We start from the raw sequence: 15653 nt of genomic DNA, 5'->3' as shown, positions 1-15653 counted from the left end.
ACGTTCACCGTTCAGCCAACCCCCGTGGGCTGGACTCGATGTCAGCGCCGTTCGTCAGTTCGTCGAGTACCGCTGTGTCGACCCGCACACCGTATTCGCGCTCCAAACAATGCAGAAGAACCGGGTTCAGCTCCGGCTCAGCGGTGACCTGCAACGAAAAATCGTTCTCCGCGGCCGTACGGGCCTGAATCGCGATCTGATACAGCAGCAGCGGCGCCCGCAACGCAATCGGCGCCCGCGCACCTCCACGCTTGCCCCCATCGCTGGACACGCGACCGAAAACCAGACGTCCGACATCGACGCCCTGCTCCTCACTGAAACTCCGGATCCTGCGCACCACATTGCGGGTGCGGGTACACGCCTCCCGATACCCCTGCTCATCGCCGAACAGCTCCCTCAACCTCACCGCATCCCCCGAGAGCAGCCGCCCCACCGCTCTTTCCGGACTCGACGCAAGATCCAGCGTCGCCGTCTTGGTGATCCTGAAATTCAACAGGCTGTTACGGCTGTCGAGCTGAATAAGCTCCTTTGCCCACTCCTCGGCCTTGCCTTGCAGCACATCCGCCAGATCCCGCAACTGGCTCGTCATGAGCACCACTCCAGAAGAAGCTAACTTGAACGAGACTGCACAGACCACCCCGCAGTCCCCCGGCCAATGCCGAGTCCGACAGTATGGCTGAACAGTCACGAGCGTTCAACTCGGGGAACAACATTCCCGGTCGTGCCACGAAATCACGGACACATGTTGGCGCACTTCAATGAGTGAACGGCTCTGTCCCACTTTCGGTGGTGGTGGACGAATTATGGTTTACCCCAGTAGAGTTCGATGTCTGAGCAGGGAAAACCCTGCGCGGCTGTACATTTGGCGCTTGATCAGCTTCGTTTATCGTGTTGACGCCCTCGGTGAGGCCACTGCTGAAGGGCAGGGTCAGCCCGGCGACGACGGCGTCGTGGTCCTGGTCGAGGCCGGTCAGGAACGGTTCGAGTTCGACGAGCCCGGCCTCACGGACCTGTTTGATCCAGGCGGCGATGTCGGTGCCGCGTCGTTCGGTCATCAGCTGCGCAAACTCGCGCACCACGTCGGCGAGCGTGGTCATTTCGGGGCAGGCGGCCAGCAGTTCGTCGAGGTGAGCGCCGTCAGCGGGGCAGCGGAGCAGATTCGCAGACCTCGCCGCTCGGGCTGAGCAGGGTCGGCGCGGCTCTGACTCAGATCAACCTCAGTAGCGATCGCACCGAGGTTTCGATTGCGTAGTTGCTGCTGAGTAGTTAGGTCCGCCAGCCTTGTTGGTTCATGCGTTCGAAGTAGGCGTCGTCGTCGGCTTGTATCTCGGCTTCTGATTTCGGCTCACGCTGTTCGACGGGGGTTTTCTGTCCGCTGCCCAGACGTTGGAGTTGGTCGCGGATCCGCGGGTCGGCTTTGTTGACCAGATGCTTGACCTTGGCCTTTGCGTCAGCTCGCGCTTTGCGGTGGCAGTCTCGCAGCACTGCAGTGAGTTGGCTGCTGGGTGAGCGCATAGCGCCTGGCGCGATCTGCAGATCAGTGATGTCTCCGTCGGCGTCGACTTCGACGAGTACTCCACGTGCTTCGCTGCGGCCGCGCACCACAGCGATCGCTGCGGCGAGTTGCTGGCTGTGGCTGCGGATCTCGGCGAGTTCTCGTTGAAGTTGGCGCTCCCATTCCTGGATGTCTGTAGTCACGGTGAGCGCAGACCTTTCTCGGCGGGAACCGAGTAGACCACGTCGCCGGGTTCGATTCGAGACGACACCTCGGTGGAGAAGACGAGCGAGAACTTGCCCGGCGCGGGCTGGTGGAAGTCGAGCGCTTCCAGAACGCCCCGGTAGGTCGTTCCGTCTTTCTTATGCAGCTCGACCTGTTGGCCCACTGTGAAGTCTCCGACGGCCCGGCCGACGACGAACGGGTTCGGTCGGAAACTGACCGGGAAGATGTCTTCAACATAGAATTCGCTCACTGCTCATTCTCCTTTCTTCCCTGCGAGATATCGTTGCCAGAAGGCTTCATCGGCGGCGTATGCCTCGTCTTCCAGCTCTCTGGTCACTCCTGTTCCCACTCTGCCTTGTGCGTACTGGTCGATGTGCACGCGCTCGTGCACCAAGTTGCGCAGCAGTGTTTGTTCATCGGCAAATGCGCTGGGGGCCAACGCGATATGTCCGGGGGCGGTGCTGGCGCTGGCCTCCATGTAGTCGAAGTAGCGCACATCATCGGCGGAGCTTGCTACGTCCACTCGGATGCCCGTGAGGTCGACACCGGCTCGGCGGGCGTATTCCTCGATGGTTTCTTGGGTCATCGGCAGATGGTTTCCGCTTTCGAGAACCTCTTGGTTCGTGCGGGGTCCCATCCGGGAGAACAGTTGCCCATCGGTTAAGACGGCGTCGCGTCGTGCAAACGGAGTCATTTTTATCTTGGCGGCGCTGACCCAGTTGCGGACTCGCTCGAACAGCGGCTTGAGTCGTTCGGCAAGTGGTTTCACGACATCGGTGATGAGCTTTGTCAGCTTCGTCGCGAGTTCGCCGATGAATGTCGTGATCCGGCGGGCGCGGATCGCGATACGTCCGGCCAAGGCCGCGTTGCCAACCCATTCGGACAGGGTTGCAGTGAATGGCGCCAGCGCTGCGAAAGCGACCTCGCCGGCAGCGGTTTCGATGGCGATTCCGCGTAGTTCCTCCAGGATCTTGTGGTGTGCCTCGTCGAGGTGGTGGGCGTACTCACCGCAGGCATCGCCGAGTGTTTGGCATGCATCGGCCAACGCGGTGAAATCTGTTTGCCGGGTCTGGCAGGTACTGGCGGCGATCTCGATCTCGGGTGACTGTTGGTTGTTGAGGAGCTCAACCGCCTGCGGGGCGAGACCTGCGACGGTGCGGTAGTCGGCCGCCGCGGTGTGCCAGGCAATCTTGGCGGCATTCAATTGGTCTTGATGACCGTTTGGCCAAGCGAATCCGACGGCGTCCTTGATGATGGACCATCCGAACGGTTCAGGGATTCCATCCCCAGCTGCTGAAGGGGCGTCTCCCGGGAGGCAGGGATCGGTCGAGAGCTGTGGTGTGGTGGGCGGTTGTTGATCGGCTGGGTTCGCACCGGTCTCGGCAACCTGGTGGTTGAAGGCTCCGGCAACGATCAGGTTCCTGGTCTGGCCGCACGCGGTCGCCAGCTTGGACGAGGTCGATATCGCAAGCTCGGCGGCTTCGTCGTAGCCTGACGCCCACTGCCCGCCGACGCTGTCGCTGCCAGCCATCCCCGCGTACGTGGTCAGCACTGCGACCAACGCGGAGTGGGTGGTTACCGTGTCGGTAGACATCTGGCCGAAAACCTCACCGGCAGAGGTGTATTCAGCGCCTCGGTGCACGATGAGCGGCACTGTCGGTGTTGTCACTGCGGCCACATCCCGACGTTCGTTTGAACTGCAGTCGTGTAACTCGTGTGCGCTCGACGGGCCACCGCACGCAACTCGTCGAGGTTTTCCCGCATCTCTGCGGCGCCCGCCATCCAACTATCGTGGGCGGCGCGCTGAGCCTGGGCTGCCTTGCTCGACCACGTCTGGTGCAGGTCAGCGATATGCCGGTCGACTTCACCCAACCAGCCCTCAACGGTGCGCCCGAACTTATCCATCGTGTCGATCGCGGCATCGAGCTGCTCGAGATCGACGCGGTAATCATCACCGATCACGGCAGATCCAATCCCTGTAGTCCGGTGATCGCATCCTGGTTGGTGGTATCCCGCGCCTCGTACTGGTTCGCGGCTTCAGCGAGGTTCGCGGAGGATTCCTCCAGCGCGGCGATGACCGTCTCGGCACCGTGCTTCCACTCGAGCCAGGACTCGTCGTAGGCGCTTGCGGCTTTGCCTTGCCATCCATCGGCGAGCAGTTCCTTACCGATCGTGTCGTCGAGCTTCTTCAGCTCGTCTCGGATCGCCTGGGCCTTACCCGAGGTAAATCGTGCCGCCTCGCGTAGCCGGTCCACCTCGACCTGGAGCTCCCCGGACACCCCGCCTCCCTCCCTCGTGCAGCTCGCCCCTGAACTATATGACGCAGAGCGCACCCGCCCGGTTCCACACCATGGCATACCTGGACAGCTACGCCCGTTGAACCGTCTGGTGGATGTTGAGCCACTCACGAATGGGTCAGCCGGTTCAACAAGTCCCGGCTGATGCACCGGGCTCCGACGCGGCACTGGAAGTATCCCTACTTGGGTGGCACTCGTCGATCATGGTGGCAGGGACCGCGCTGGTTGGATGATGCGTGGCGGCGGATGTGCGGCTACCCAAAGTCTGGAGGGGACTTGTTGGTGGATCAGCAACGGGTGTCGGAGGACGAACTGGGCGGGTGGGGCGCTCAGGCACCGGATGATGATGCGGGGATCACGATGGCACGCAAGGAGTTTGAGCGCACTGGCTACGCCGCTGTGTCAGGGTTGATGCCTGCTCAGCTGCGTCGGCGGTCGCCGCCTCAGAAGCTCTCCAGTTGGTAGAGCACTCGGGTGTGCGGCGTGATCTCGTTCTCGCCGCGACCGGATACACGCCGCGGCGGATGCGGAATGTGACTCGGGCCGACATCGCGTGCAACGGTTCGGTGATCGAGGCGATCTACGATTCCGCGACGACAACACAGCTGCTGTCGGCAGTGGCTGGGGAACCGGTATTTCGGTGTCTGTACGAGCCCGAGCAGTTTGTGATCACCAGGCTGGAGGAAGCTGGTGATACGCATGGATGGCATTGGGACGATTACAGTTTCGCATTGGTGTGGGTGGCCCAATGTCCACCGGCCGACGATGGCGGGTTCGTGGAGTGTATCCCGGATACGGTGTGGGACAAGGCGAAGCCAGAGGTAGCCCGGCACGTGCGGGATCGAGTGGTACACACCTTGAGTGTCGGGGCGGGAGATGTGTACTTGATGCGGACGAACACAACGGTGCATCGGGTACACCCGATCCGGCGCGGGCGACGCACGATTGTCAACATGGCATTCGCGTCGGCGGGAGAGCTGAACGCGGCGGTGTCGCACGAGACGATGGACAGCCTGTGGTCGACGCCAGGGGCCGAGTGGACGGGAGCTGACCGGTGCAACGCCTCGAATTGCGTTCTGTGGACGGTATTCGGCTGGACACAGCGGTCCACCACTGCACGGTCGAGCCCGCATTAGGAGTGGTGCTGTTGGTGCACGGCATCACTGTGGACATGGACGAGGGTGGGGGCATGTTCGTCCGGTTGGCGCACCAGTTGGTGTCGCAGGGGTTCGATGTCGTGCGGTTCTCCTTAAGTTGGTTGGTGTTCAGTACGTTGTGCTGGACCCCGGGCGGGTCGGGTGAGGCTTGTGTTTTCTTGCCGGCCTTGGTGGTGCGGCTCGAAAGGAGTGGCCGCCCGGCCTGTCTGGACGTTCCTGGCCGCTGATTGAGAACTGCGGACTATCGCTTGGTTTAAGGAGATGACGGCGGGCTCGTCCATGGGTTGACCTGTAAGAACCGCACTGATGGAGGTCGGGTTGGGCAAGCTGTGGGTCGGTATCGACGTGGGCAAGGAAACCCACTGGGCCTTCGCGATGGACAGCGACGGCAACCGAATCCTTTCGCGCAGGGTGGCCAACGACGAAGCGGCAGTGTCGCAGTTGCTCGCCGATGTCACCGCACTGGAAGCCGATGAAGTGACGTGGGCGGTGGACCTGACAACCGTGGAATCGGCTCTGCTGCTTGCGATTTTGTGGGACCACCAGCAGCGCGTGATGTATCTGCCGGGCAAGGCCGTCAACCATGCGGCAGCCGGATATCGCAGCGAAGGCAAGACCGACGCCAAGGATGCCCGTATCATCGCCGATCAGGCCCGCATGCGCCGCGACCTGGCCGAACTGCGGCCGACCGACGAATTGATCCTCGAACTGCGCCTGCTCACCGGCCGCCGCACCGATCTTGTCTGCGACCGTACTCGGACCATCAATCGACTGCGCCAGCAGCTCACCGCGATCTGCCCGGCCCTCGAACGCGCCGCCGACATCGCCCACCAGCGTGGCTGGGTGCTGTTGTTGTCGCGATACCAGCGCCCCAAAGCAATTCGCCGCGCTGGCACCGCCCGTCTGATCAGCCTGCTCACCAGCCTGGGCGTGCGCGAGCAGACCGCGACCACCGTCGCTTCGGCGGCGGTCGCCGCGGCCAAGACCCAGACCACTCGTCTGCCCGGCGAGGATGTCGCCGCCGAGCTGGCCGCCGAGCTGGCGAAAGAGGTGATGCGCCTCGATGAGCAGATCGCCGAACTCGACTCCGCCATCGAGGCCCGATTTCGCCGCCATCGATTCGCCGAAGTGATCACCAGCATGCCCGGCATCGGGTTCCGTCTCGGGGCCGAATTCCTCGCTGCCGCAGGCGATCCCGGCTGGTTCGCCTCCGCCGATCATCTGGCGGCCTACGCCGGGCTCGCGCCGGTGCCCAACGATTCCGGTAAACGCACCGGACGCCTGCACCGACCTCAACGCTACAACCGCGCCCTGCGCAGGGTGTTCTACATGTCCGCACTCACCAGCATCCGATGCTGTCCCACCTCCCGCGCCTACTACGACCGCAAACGCACCGAAGGCAAAGGCGCCAAAGGCGCCACCATCGCCCTGGCACGCCGTCGCGTCAACGTCCTGTGGGCCTTGCTGCGCGACAACCGAACCTGGGAGCCCACAGCAGCGACTACCGCCGCCCGAGCGGCTTGACATTGTCATTGAGACTCCTTTCGAGGGCACGGTGGCAGCGGTGGAACGCAGTAGGGAGTGACGATCGCCGGTGAATGCCTGGATCTGCAGGCCGCGGTGACCGCGGTCCGCGAGCGATTCGCTGGGCAGCGAATGTCGATTGTCGCGGCGAGCTTCGGTGCCGTGTCGACGGCACTGTCGCTGTCGTGGCTCGATGATCTCTACCGGCTGGTGCTGTGGAACCCGGTGCTGGATCTGCGGCGCACATTTCTGGTTCCGGAGTTGGCGTGGGGCGAGCAGAATTTCGGCGCTGTTGGGCAGAAAGGTCTGGCCGACAATGGTTTTCTGCTCGTTGACGGGGAGTTTCAGCTCGGCCGTGTTCTGTTCACTGAGTTCGCGCATTACCAGCCGCTGGATGACTTCCGTGCCGCAGATGTGCCGACGCTGATCGTGCACCGCGACCACGACACGGTAGTGTCGTATGACGTCGCCGCCCAGGCCGCGCGATCACGATCACACACCACGCTGCACACGATTGCCGGGTCGGACCCACGGATTCGACTCCCGGCACGCGAAGACGAAGCGATCAGCACGACAGTCGACTGGCTGCTCGAACAGACAATGTCGTGACGGGGTGAAGCTCTCGCAGCTGTATGCGCCGATCCGACTCGGCGAGTCCGTGATCGTCGGGGAGCATTGCACGCTCGGGTATCCGAAGGAAGCCCGCATCCGAAACGCGCAACGCGTGCAGCACACGATCGGTGAGCTTGTCCACCCGGCTGGACAGGCTGCTCGGCGCTGCTGAGCCACGACGAGGCAAGATCGAGATCGACGGCTGCCATGTGGAGCAGATCGGTCAATCGGTGAAGTTTGCTTGCGCACACGAATGCGGTGAGTTCGTCGGCGGGACGGTCGTCACCGCTGACACATAATCCAGACCGGCGCCTTCGCGACCTCCAACGGCACTACGGTCGTCTCTATGGTTGGGCGATGGTGGACTGCTGGGAGTCCTGTCTCGTCTCCAACGTTGCGGCACATCCGCGTCGACACTCTGATCTCTACATGATCGAGCGCAAACTTATCCGCTACGCCAAAATGACGTCCGATGGCCAGGAACAAAACCCGTTCGTCTGAGGCGTCGGGCGCGATCGCACGCGGCCAGCCGAAACCGAGACCTTTCATGGCTGCGACTTCGGGAACATCCGGGCGTACGCGGATGTGCTGGCTCGGTGTGAAGTGGTTCAATGATGTATCGACGGCTACAGCCTCGTGAGGCCTTCAATCTTCTTCACCAGCTCGCCGATCTGCGTCGCCCACCGAACAGCAGCCGGTATGGTGTCGATCTTCGGCTCGAATGAATCCAGCTCACCTACAGGAACCCAGGCGTAATCCGAGTACTCCTCGTCCAGTTCGATGTCGCCGCCTTCGTACTCAGCGTAGAAGTGCGGCAGGACCATGCTGTTGCCGTCCTTCTTCTTGAAAAGGATGTTGTACGAAAGGTTTTCGGCGATTGCGATGATGGCCGCCTTGCCGATCTCCTCTTCCTTCTCGCGACGGATCGCATCCAGGATGGAGCCGTCGGTGGTCTCCATCTTCCCGCCGATGAGGGAGTAGACGCCGTCGTAGTCGGCTTCTCCCTTGCGCCGAGCCAGCAGGACGCTGTCAGTCGCGGGGTCGATGACCACGAGCTTCTGACAGTACTGAAAGTGAGTTTTGTCGCTCATGCGGCTGTGTCCAATTCCTTTCTTACCGCAGCTTCTTCGGTTGGGTAGTGCGGCTGCCGTCCACGTATACCGTGATCCCGCTCAAGTTTGCCTGGTAGCCCGCGAGGTAGGCGTCTTTGACGTCTTCGGCCGTGGACCTGGCCGGGAGGTTGATCGTCTTCGCGATGGCCTCATCGGTGTACCGCTGCAGCGCGGCAGCCATGGCAACGTGCCCATTCGTGCTGATGCCTGCTGCCGAGGCGAGGAGCTGCCGGACCGGCGCTGACTGTGCCGCGTGGTCGGCATAGATCGACTGGCCGTGTTTCATCCACACGATTTTCTCCAGTTGATCGAGGACGGCCTCGTTCGCGGCGAAGGTATCGAAATGCGGTTCCACCCCCGTGGAGGCGTCGATGATCAGGGCACTTCGGCCGGTTGGCGGCAAGGCGATCGTCGAGACGTTGCGGAGCATGCAGGTCGCAGCAATGTATCGCGAGAGTGCACGCCAGTCATCGGCCGCTACGGTGCCGGAGGTCAGGTCTCCGTAGAGCCTCTCAATATGTCCTGGCTGCCCGCGGTGACGGTTGCCCACGACCATCGTCCGCATCGCACCGCACGGACCGCGCGTCTCGGCCAAGCGGACGGAAGCTTCCTTGGACGCGAAGTTGATGAACGACAGTATGTCCGTCATCAGGTCGCGGGCGGGAGCCGAATCATAGTGCAGGCCTATGATGCTGAGGGCGTCGGCGACGCCGCAGAGGCCGATGCCGATCTTGCGTTTCTGATGCGAGATGTACTGTGCCCGTGGCCCGTTGAGGTTCTGCTCGCTGACTGCGAGGCAGTTGTCTAGTGCGCGGGTCATCAGGGCGGTGGTCTGTTCGAGCCTCGCGAAGTCAGCGACGGGCTGGCCCGCGCTGTCGGTCGAGACGAATTTGCCGACGTTGAGATAGCCGAACTGGCACGTCTCGCCCGCGATCAGTCCGACCTCGGCGCACGGAGCGGTCGTCGTGTACGCGCCCATGCCGGGAAGTGGGTTGCGGGCGTTCATCCGGTCGAGGAACACTACACCAGGATCAGCGCAGATTGCTGCGGCATAGCAGAGATCATCGAACAGGTGACGGGCACCGACCTGACGGCCATCCTCCAGCTCGACTTGTTCGCCTGCATGGACCGCAGTCATGAACACGTTGTCGAGGTTGACGGAGATGTTGAACTTCCAGTCGGTGGCACCGGAGGCGGCGTCGGCTTTGGCGGCGATGAACTCGTGAATCTTCGGGTGCCGGACACTGAGGATCGCCATGTTGCCGACGGGCCGGTCTTCCCGGCCGGACGTCGCGCTGTCGACCGCCACCTGGTTGAGAAACCGTAGTGTGACCACGGGATCCTCAGTCGTGTCGAGATTGAACCCGGTCCCCATACCCTGCTCGTGAAGCACGACGACTTCCTCGCGTAACCGTTGTGCATCGGACGAGCCGACGTCCACAGTCGGCACCGCGCACGCGGTAAGCGGCCGGTCAGCGTAGCGGCCCGCATTCGTCATGATCGGCGTGCTCATGACGATTTCCCGACTGTCGAAGGCAGATTCGAATTCGGCGGCAAAGGTCTCGGCCTGGCGCTGGCCGCAGAACGTCGCGTCTTGCTCTGCTAGACAGTGTGTTACGCGCTCGACCATGGCCGCTGGCGTCTCCTCTGGGCTGATAATCCTGCCGGTTCGAAGGATGTGCTCAGCCGATGCGGACGGGTAAAAGCGAGACATGATCAGCTCATTTCAATGACGCGAGCGCTTTTGGTTCGAGGTCTGAAGGCAGCACGCAGTAACTCCCGACAGCCGCAAGGCGTCTGTGGGAGTGCGGCACTGCGCGGGCTATTTCGGTGTGCGGCTACGTGGCACCGGGCGGACCGGTCACGGTCACCAGGCCCCACCGTGTGGCGTCTCCGGTAGCGGAGGCGAACTCCTCGACGCTGTTCACCACTCGGCCTTCGGTCAGATCAACGCCGAATGAGGCGAGGGCAACACCGGTTACCTCAGCGATCATGGAGTGTGCGGTGGCCTCGATCGCCTTCTTGTGCTCGACCAGGACCCATCGGTTCACGGCCGGCACATGGACCACCCACCGGATACCGCAGCAATGCACCTTCACCAGGTACTGACGCAAAGCCGTTCACTCCCCTCGCAGCAGATGGTGGGCACTCGGCACCAAGGAGATACAAGCCAATTGTGCTGTCCCGAGCAGGCTTTCACTGGTGCCGAGCGCCTGATCATCGACGGTAGAAGACCAGCTCAACGCGCTGCCAGGCTTTTGCTCGGATTTGCTTCGGGCATGCCTGGACCATTGACCGGCCGCCGCGTGACGAGCCACGATGACGACGTTCGAGCAAATTCGCGCATCATCAGATCAAGGACGGTCGCCATGCGTTTACGATGCCTCGGTGTTGGTAGTCAGAACGGAACGTGCCCAACGCTTTTCGCGTCCGATCAGGGAACGTATGTCATCCAGGGATGGCGTACCGAACCGGACGGCTCCGTGATCGAGATCCCGCACATGCTGCTGGGCTTTCTGGAGACCGGCACCTGCCTGGGGACGCCGCTCACGGATACCGGGCGCGGCACGTTCACGCTCAGCGGCACCCCCGTAACGGACCTGGAAGCCCTGCGGCAAATGGAGCTGCCCGATCACGAAACAGCCATCGAAGTGCCGATCGGAAAGGAAATCCGGCCCGTATGAAGCTGATCCAGGGCGAGAACTTTGTCGACCTCTTCCGCACTGGTGCGTGGAAGCGGGCCTTCCACCTGGAAACTCAGGACGAGTACCTCGTCGCCGATGAGCACGAGCCGTTCCGCAAGTTCCTCGCCGGAGAGCCCGACGACTACGAATGGTGCCGCTCCTGGGACGACCTGATCCGCGACGTCACCAGTCTCGGCAAGCAAGTGCACCGGGTGCGGCTGGTCAGCGTGCCGCACGTGGACTACACCCGGTTCGGACTGACCATCGCCCCGCTGAACATCGAAGCGGGTGAAGAGATCAAGTGGCTCCCGCGGCCCCTGATCGACCCAGCTGAGCTGACCAGTGATGACTACTGGTTGTTCGATGACCACCTGGTCGTTTTCGTCACCTTCAAAGACGATGGTGACTTCGGCGGGTTCGCTGTCACCGAGGATCCAGTGATTGCGGCTCACCTCGTGGCCATTCGCGACAAGGTGTGGGGCCTCGGCATCCCGCACGCTGACTATGTGGGAAGCGACTACGCTGCTGCCAAGTGACCAGCTCCAGCGTTCGTGATGCCAGAGAGGCATTAGGCTCCCGTCTTCGGGAGCTACGCAAAGATGCGGGCCTCTCTGGCGTCCAGCTGGCCGAGCTGGCCGGGTGGCACTCCTCCAAAGTCTCGAAGATCGAGAGCGGCAAGCAGACGCCGGCCGAAGCCGACATCCGCATCTGGTGCCGCCACTGCAAAGCCAGAGAGCAGATACCCGATCTGATCGCCACGCTGCGCAACGTCGAAGCCGCCTACGTCGAGTGGAAACGTATCGCTGGCATCCGGCGCAAGCAGCAACAACTGCACACCTTGGAAGAGGACACGCGGCTGACGCGCTGGTTCGAGCCGGTCATCATGCCGGGCCTGCTTCAAACCCCGGATTACATGCGCGCCATGCTCACCAAGGTCGCTGCGTTCTACGCTCACGACGAACCCGTTGATGACGGCATCACTGCTCGGTTGGAACGGCAGCAAGTCCTTCGGCACGGCAACCATCGATTCAATTTCGTTCTCGCCGAACAAGTTCTGTACACCACTGTCGGCTCGGACGACGTGATGATCGGTCAGCTCGACCATCTGCTCAGTGTGATGCGTCTGCCGAACGTGGTGGTGAGCATCATCCCTGCGATGTCCGACTACCAGGTGCCGACAACGAACTTCGCCATCTTCGACCGCAAGGTGGCCCATGTCGAAACGATCTCGGCTGAGCTGACTATCACGCAACCGCGGGAACTGGTGCTGTACGAGCAGGTATTCCAGACACTGCTGAACCAGGCGGTCGTTGGTGAAGCGGCTCGGGACCTCATCGGCAAGGCAATGGGACGGCGACAGCCGCAGTCCACTGGCGGACCGTGACCCCCGCCTTGATAGTTCTGAAAGGTCAGCGGCTGGCCGCCAGCCCCAGAAGCTCACGAACCTCCGGCACCGTTGCATGCGGATGAATCTCCTGCACGACGCTGTCGATAGTGGACTGCAGTCGCGTCGACGCGACACTGTTGATCTGGTCGAAGTGGTCGATCAGGATCTGGCAGCCGTCTGCGATCTCGCCGCCTTGAATGTGGTTCTCGGCCAACTTGATACGCCACCCGACATTCTCCCGTGGCCATGACGTCGTGCCGTCGACTGCCTCTTGCAAATAGGCCGTCGCGGTGCGGTGGTCACCGATCCGCATGTACGACCAGCCGGTCATGCCGGCCAGGGCCGCTGGTGGCAGATACACCCAGTCCGGATCGTGACCACGACCCGATTCGTAGGCACGGTGCGCTCGGCTGATGGCATTCGTCATCGCGCTTCCGTCGCCCACCGTACTGTGGGCGCCTGCTTCGTAGATAGCACCCAAGGCACGCACTCGCGGCCCACCGTCGCGACGCGCCGCAGTTTGAGCGGCGTCGGCCAGATTGACCCCGTCTCTGGGACGCGCCTCCCTCGAGGGTTTCGACGGGCCGAAGCCACCTTGGAAGCTCTGCATACTGGCGTTGAGCAGGGCATGGGATGCCGCGAGCCCGTTACCGGCGGCAGCTGCGGTCTGTGCCGCTTCCGCGTAGTAGCGCCGCGCTTGGTCCAAGCGGCCCGCGTCGTAGTGAACCCATCCGGCGGCGGTCATCATCTCGGCGGCGGCACTGGTGAGCTGACGACCGATGGCCTCGCTGTAGCTGGCGGCACTCAGCAGCTGCTCGACGTACCGAACTTCGTTGGCAGCGAGGCGACACAGCCGATCACCGCCAACGAGCAGATCAAGCTCATGGATCTGGTTTGTACTGGCGTTGATCTCAGCGATATCGGCGGCACCGACATGGATGGTTCCTGTGGATGAAGCTGCGGCAACGGCTTGTCCCGTGGCACCGACAGTCGTGGCGGTTCCGGCTCCGAATGCGCTGGCTCGTAGGAAATTGCGACGATTCACGTCTGCCTCCTCGTCCGACTCCACTACCAGTATGGCAAGCGGAACGTGAAGCGCCTTGGCAATTCGTCGCAGGACCCGTACGTCGTGCACGGCGGCACCATCGTGTTCGAGCTGCGAAATGACGGGCTGGGTGTAGCCGAGGATGGCTCCCAGCTCGGTTTGGGTCATCCCGAGTGATTTACGAACTCGGCGGATGACCTCGCCGGTTGTCATGTGCATCCTGCTGTCTCCGCTCTTAAATGAACGTGCATTTGCAAGATCGGCTAAACGCTCGGGACCCGTTGCCGGTCAAGGGTTTTCGTCCCTGACGGCACCATATACGGTTTTCCGAATATTTTAGAGGTTTCGCCTATTTGCGCCGGTCAACGGCCAAGAACCACCTTACGGTCGGGACCGCACCCGGCACCGGGACGACGCCTTCAGCCCCTCGGGCGGGCGCACCGGTCGCCGGAGAGGCTGGCAGACCGGTGGCTACGAGCCCTCGGTGCCGGGTGCATCTCCAATCCCGCTACGAACCGAGGTCCGACATGCACACCCTGGCCATGCACCAGACAATCGCGATGACCGAGCAGGAAACACACTCCGCGCCTGAGATTCCGTTCAGCGTCGACCGAGCCCACCTTGTCGTGCAGTTCCACATTGCCTGTCGCGCAATGTGCTGCCCGCGCAAGGCTGCCGCACTCCAGGTTCTCGCTGAGGCCGGCCGCTTGGTGCCGTCCACGACGCATCAGCGGTGAGCGGGATGAACCCACTGCCCGAACAGGGCGGATCAGAGGATCGCCCGTCTGGCACCAGCGACTCGGAGTCCGGTGTTGAAATCCCGGAGTGGGCACCAATTGAGCCGCTTCCGTCGAGCGAGATGGTCCTCGCTGCTTTCGCGGGCATGGTGCCGGTAACGGCGACTGACATCCTCGATCCGGCTGGGGAGTTTGTTGAATGCCAACGCCAGTACCGGTTGGCGCTCGCCGTGCTCAGCCAGACGGGTGCATCTGCCGAGCAGATGAAAGAAGCTGCCGCAGAGCTTGTCTCGGCGAGGTCGGATATCGAGATGCTGATCATGGTCATCGACGAGTCGGTGGCCGACCGGCTGTTGCGGCGTCGGAAGGACGAGTTGCGCGTGCGGCCGGTGATACCTCGTGCCGGAACCGCGCCGAACGTCGTTGTGCATACGGAGTCGGTCGGAATGATCGCTGCCCGGATGGCCGATTTGTGGGAGAGGTTGGTCGCGAAGGCATCGGACCTGGACGAACTGCCGGAGGCTTACCAGCTGTGCGAGTTGTGTGCGGCCTATGACGTTTTCGCGGCCGAGATCGAATCTGGCCGGCGCCTGCCGCCAGGGTTGTGATCCACCATGCGCCCGGCAAACCCACCGCGCCGCATCCGGCACATTCACATCGAGTCCGGCGCGTTGAAGCTGGATTACCAGGCTTCGGCCGAGCAAGCGCAGAACGTGGCTGACGCGTTGATGGGCAACGGCTACTCGGAGTTGAAGCTACGAATCACCGTCGACGACAACGTTGCCGACGATCTGCCTGCACTTCCCTGCGCCGAGCTGTGGGAAGAGTAATGCCGTCCCCAGACCCATTGCCGCACAGAACATTTGTCCATGCAGATAGCAAGCTGGCTGAATTCATGTGCCAGGTGTCCTTGCTGGAGTTGACGGTTGAACGCGCTCGAGAGCTGCGGCGCATCCACCGTTTTGATCATCCGGACGAGTGCATTGTGCATCTCGAGGCGGCGTATCTGCTGCTGATCGAGGACGGCTCCTGAATGACGGTATCACTCGTTTGGCTCCTCTGGCCTACCTCGGTGATCTTCACGGCGGTGCTGAGTTACCGGGTTGGTGCCTACTGGGATTCGGACGGTCACTCAGGGCGACACCGAGCGGGACGGATGCCGCGTCATGATTTGTGGGACGGCGAGCTGGTCGAGGATGAAGTGATCCGACCGCCATCATCGTTGCCACTACGGCCGGTGCGCTGGTGGAGCGACGAGGACGATACGGAAGTGCTGCCGCAGATTGAAGATGAGTGAGCGAGATTGTAAGAACACTTGTTGCGGGAGAGTAACTTTCGCTGAGCATGTACCGGGCTGGCGGCACGGGTGTGCTCTGCG

Annotated in this window: 21 protein-coding genes and 1 pseudogene; 12 read left to right on the top strand and 10 right to left on the bottom strand. The window is 62.4% G+C overall.

Annotated features, from left to right (window positions below):
• Positions 1-4 precede the first annotated feature (4 nt).
• Positions 5-589: a DUF4011 domain-containing protein gene (locus ACQP1T_RS26690; protein WP_433755815.1), complete on the bottom strand. Its 585-nt coding sequence runs from the start codon at positions 587-589 to the stop codon at positions 5-7.
• Between the two features lie 280 nt (positions 590-869).
• Here ACQP1T_RS26690 and ACQP1T_RS26685 point away from each other — a divergent pair, with 280 nt between their 5' ends.
• Positions 870-1184 (top strand): hypothetical protein, encoded by a 315-nt coding sequence (locus ACQP1T_RS26685; protein ID WP_433755814.1) that lies wholly within the window; start codon positions 870-872, stop codon positions 1182-1184.
• A gap of 82 nt (positions 1185-1266) precedes the next feature.
• Here the strand turns inward: ACQP1T_RS26685 and ACQP1T_RS26680 are convergent, their stop codons facing one another.
• The 5 genes from ACQP1T_RS26680 to ACQP1T_RS26660 are packed head-to-tail and all read right to left on the bottom strand — an operon-like array spanning position 1267 to position 3999.
• Positions 1267-1698 carry a YbaB/EbfC family nucleoid-associated protein gene (locus tag ACQP1T_RS26680; RefSeq protein ID WP_433755813.1) on the bottom strand — a complete coding sequence of 144 codons (432 nt, stop codon included), beginning with the start codon at positions 1696-1698 and terminating at the stop codon, positions 1267-1269.
• A complete protein-coding gene (locus ACQP1T_RS26675; protein WP_433714338.1) occupies positions 1695-1970 on the bottom strand; it encodes a hypothetical protein in 276 nt (91 codons plus the stop codon). Before ACQP1T_RS26675 ends, ACQP1T_RS26680 begins: the two co-directional genes overlap by 4 nt.
• A 3-nt stretch (positions 1971-1973) precedes the next feature.
• The gene (locus ACQP1T_RS26670; RefSeq protein WP_433755812.1) at positions 1974-3389 is read right to left on the bottom strand and encodes a hypothetical protein; all 1416 of its coding nucleotides are present in this window, start codon (positions 3387-3389) and stop codon (positions 1974-1976) included.
• Positions 3386-3682, bottom strand: coding sequence for a WXG100 family type VII secretion target (locus ACQP1T_RS26665; RefSeq protein ID WP_433755811.1), 297 nt, complete (start codon positions 3680-3682; stop codon positions 3386-3388). Before ACQP1T_RS26665 ends, ACQP1T_RS26670 begins: the two co-directional genes overlap by 4 nt.
• Positions 3679-3999 (bottom strand): WXG100 family type VII secretion target, encoded by a 321-nt coding sequence (locus ACQP1T_RS26660; RefSeq protein ID WP_433755810.1) that lies wholly within the window; start codon positions 3997-3999, stop codon positions 3679-3681. Before ACQP1T_RS26660 ends, ACQP1T_RS26665 begins: the two co-directional genes overlap by 4 nt.
• 467 nt (positions 4000-4466) lie before the next feature.
• Between ACQP1T_RS26660 and ACQP1T_RS26655 the strand changes: the two are divergent.
• The 4 genes and pseudogenes from ACQP1T_RS26655 to ACQP1T_RS26640 all read left to right on the top strand — a co-directional run.
• A pseudogene (locus ACQP1T_RS26655) lies at positions 4467-5153 on the top strand (HalD/BesD family halogenase); the annotation flags it as partial.
• 327 nt (positions 5154-5480) lie between these two features.
• Positions 5481-6698: an IS110 family transposase gene (locus ACQP1T_RS26650; RefSeq protein WP_433754477.1), complete on the top strand. Its 1218-nt coding sequence runs from the start codon at positions 5481-5483 to the stop codon at positions 6696-6698.
• 57 nt (positions 6699-6755) lie between these two features.
• Positions 6756-7307, top strand: a complete 552-nt coding sequence (locus ACQP1T_RS26645) for a prolyl oligopeptidase family serine peptidase (RefSeq protein WP_433755809.1) — start codon at positions 6756-6758, stop codon at positions 7305-7307.
• A gap of 137 nt (positions 7308-7444) precedes the next feature.
• Positions 7445-7609: a hypothetical protein gene (locus ACQP1T_RS26640; protein ID WP_433755808.1), complete on the top strand. Its 165-nt coding sequence runs from the start codon at positions 7445-7447 to the stop codon at positions 7607-7609.
• A 327-nt stretch (positions 7610-7936) separates the two neighbouring features.
• Here the strand turns inward: ACQP1T_RS26640 and ACQP1T_RS26635 are convergent, their stop codons facing one another.
• The 3 genes from ACQP1T_RS26635 to ACQP1T_RS26625 all read right to left on the bottom strand — a co-directional run bounded on the left by ACQP1T_RS26635 (position 7937) and on the right by ACQP1T_RS26625 (position 10473).
• Entirely contained in the window at positions 7937-8401 is a 465-nt protein-coding gene (locus ACQP1T_RS26635; RefSeq protein ID WP_433755807.1) for an NUDIX hydrolase, read from the bottom strand.
• Between the two features lie 22 nt (positions 8402-8423).
• Positions 8424-10136: a ribonucleotide reductase N-terminal alpha domain-containing protein gene (locus ACQP1T_RS26630; RefSeq protein ID WP_433755806.1), complete on the bottom strand. Its 1713-nt coding sequence runs from the start codon at positions 10134-10136 to the stop codon at positions 8424-8426.
• A gap of 124 nt (positions 10137-10260) precedes the next feature.
• Positions 10261-10473 (bottom strand): hypothetical protein, encoded by a 213-nt coding sequence (locus ACQP1T_RS26625; protein ID WP_433755805.1) that lies wholly within the window; start codon positions 10471-10473, stop codon positions 10261-10263.
• A 432-nt stretch (positions 10474-10905) separates the two neighbouring features.
• Here ACQP1T_RS26625 and ACQP1T_RS26620 point away from each other — a divergent pair, with 432 nt between their 5' ends.
• From ACQP1T_RS26620 to ACQP1T_RS26610, 3 genes are read left to right on the top strand one after another with little or no spacing between them, the layout of a single operon-like run.
• Positions 10906-11106: a hypothetical protein gene (locus tag ACQP1T_RS26620; protein WP_433755804.1), complete on the top strand. Its 201-nt coding sequence runs from the start codon at positions 10906-10908 to the stop codon at positions 11104-11106.
• Entirely contained in the window at positions 11103-11642 is a 540-nt protein-coding gene (locus ACQP1T_RS26615; protein ID WP_433755803.1) for a DUF6879 family protein, read from the top strand. The genes ACQP1T_RS26620 and ACQP1T_RS26615 overlap by 4 nt, the downstream gene beginning before the upstream one ends.
• Complete coding sequence (locus tag ACQP1T_RS26610) at positions 11639-12490, top strand: helix-turn-helix domain-containing protein (protein WP_433755802.1); 852 nt, start codon at positions 11639-11641, stop codon at positions 12488-12490. The genes ACQP1T_RS26615 and ACQP1T_RS26610 overlap by 4 nt, the downstream gene beginning before the upstream one ends.
• Positions 12491-12515: 25 nt before the next feature.
• Here ACQP1T_RS26610 and ACQP1T_RS26605 read toward each other — a convergent pair whose 3' ends face one another.
• On the bottom strand, positions 12516-13751 hold the full coding sequence (locus tag ACQP1T_RS26605) for a helix-turn-helix domain-containing protein (RefSeq protein WP_433755801.1): 1236 nt from the start codon (positions 13749-13751) through the stop codon (positions 12516-12518).
• A 529-nt stretch (positions 13752-14280) separates the two neighbouring features.
• Here ACQP1T_RS26605 and ACQP1T_RS26600 point away from each other — a divergent pair.
• The 4 genes from ACQP1T_RS26600 to ACQP1T_RS26585 all read left to right on the top strand — a co-directional run bounded on the left by ACQP1T_RS26600 (position 14281) and on the right by ACQP1T_RS26585 (position 15572).
• Positions 14281-14883 (top strand): hypothetical protein, encoded by a 603-nt coding sequence (locus ACQP1T_RS26600; RefSeq protein ID WP_433755800.1) that lies wholly within the window; start codon positions 14281-14283, stop codon positions 14881-14883.
• A gap of 6 nt (positions 14884-14889) precedes the next feature.
• Complete coding sequence (locus tag ACQP1T_RS26595) at positions 14890-15105, top strand: hypothetical protein (protein ID WP_433755799.1); 216 nt, start codon at positions 14890-14892, stop codon at positions 15103-15105.
• A gap of 74 nt (positions 15106-15179) precedes the next feature.
• On the top strand, positions 15180-15308 hold the full coding sequence (locus ACQP1T_RS26590) for a hypothetical protein (RefSeq protein WP_364352026.1): 129 nt from the start codon (positions 15180-15182) through the stop codon (positions 15306-15308).
• Complete coding sequence (locus ACQP1T_RS26585; RefSeq protein ID WP_433755798.1) at positions 15309-15572, top strand: hypothetical protein; 264 nt, start codon at positions 15309-15311, stop codon at positions 15570-15572.
• Positions 15573-15653: the final 81 nt, after the last annotated feature.

This window comes from Nocardia sp. CA-135398, from assembly GCF_050955845.1.
In the GTDB taxonomy this organism is placed as follows: domain Bacteria; phylum Actinomycetota; class Actinomycetes; order Mycobacteriales; family Mycobacteriaceae; genus Nocardia.
The sequence above is the reverse complement of the archived record's forward strand: the minus strand, read 5'-3'. Positions and strand labels throughout refer to the sequence as shown.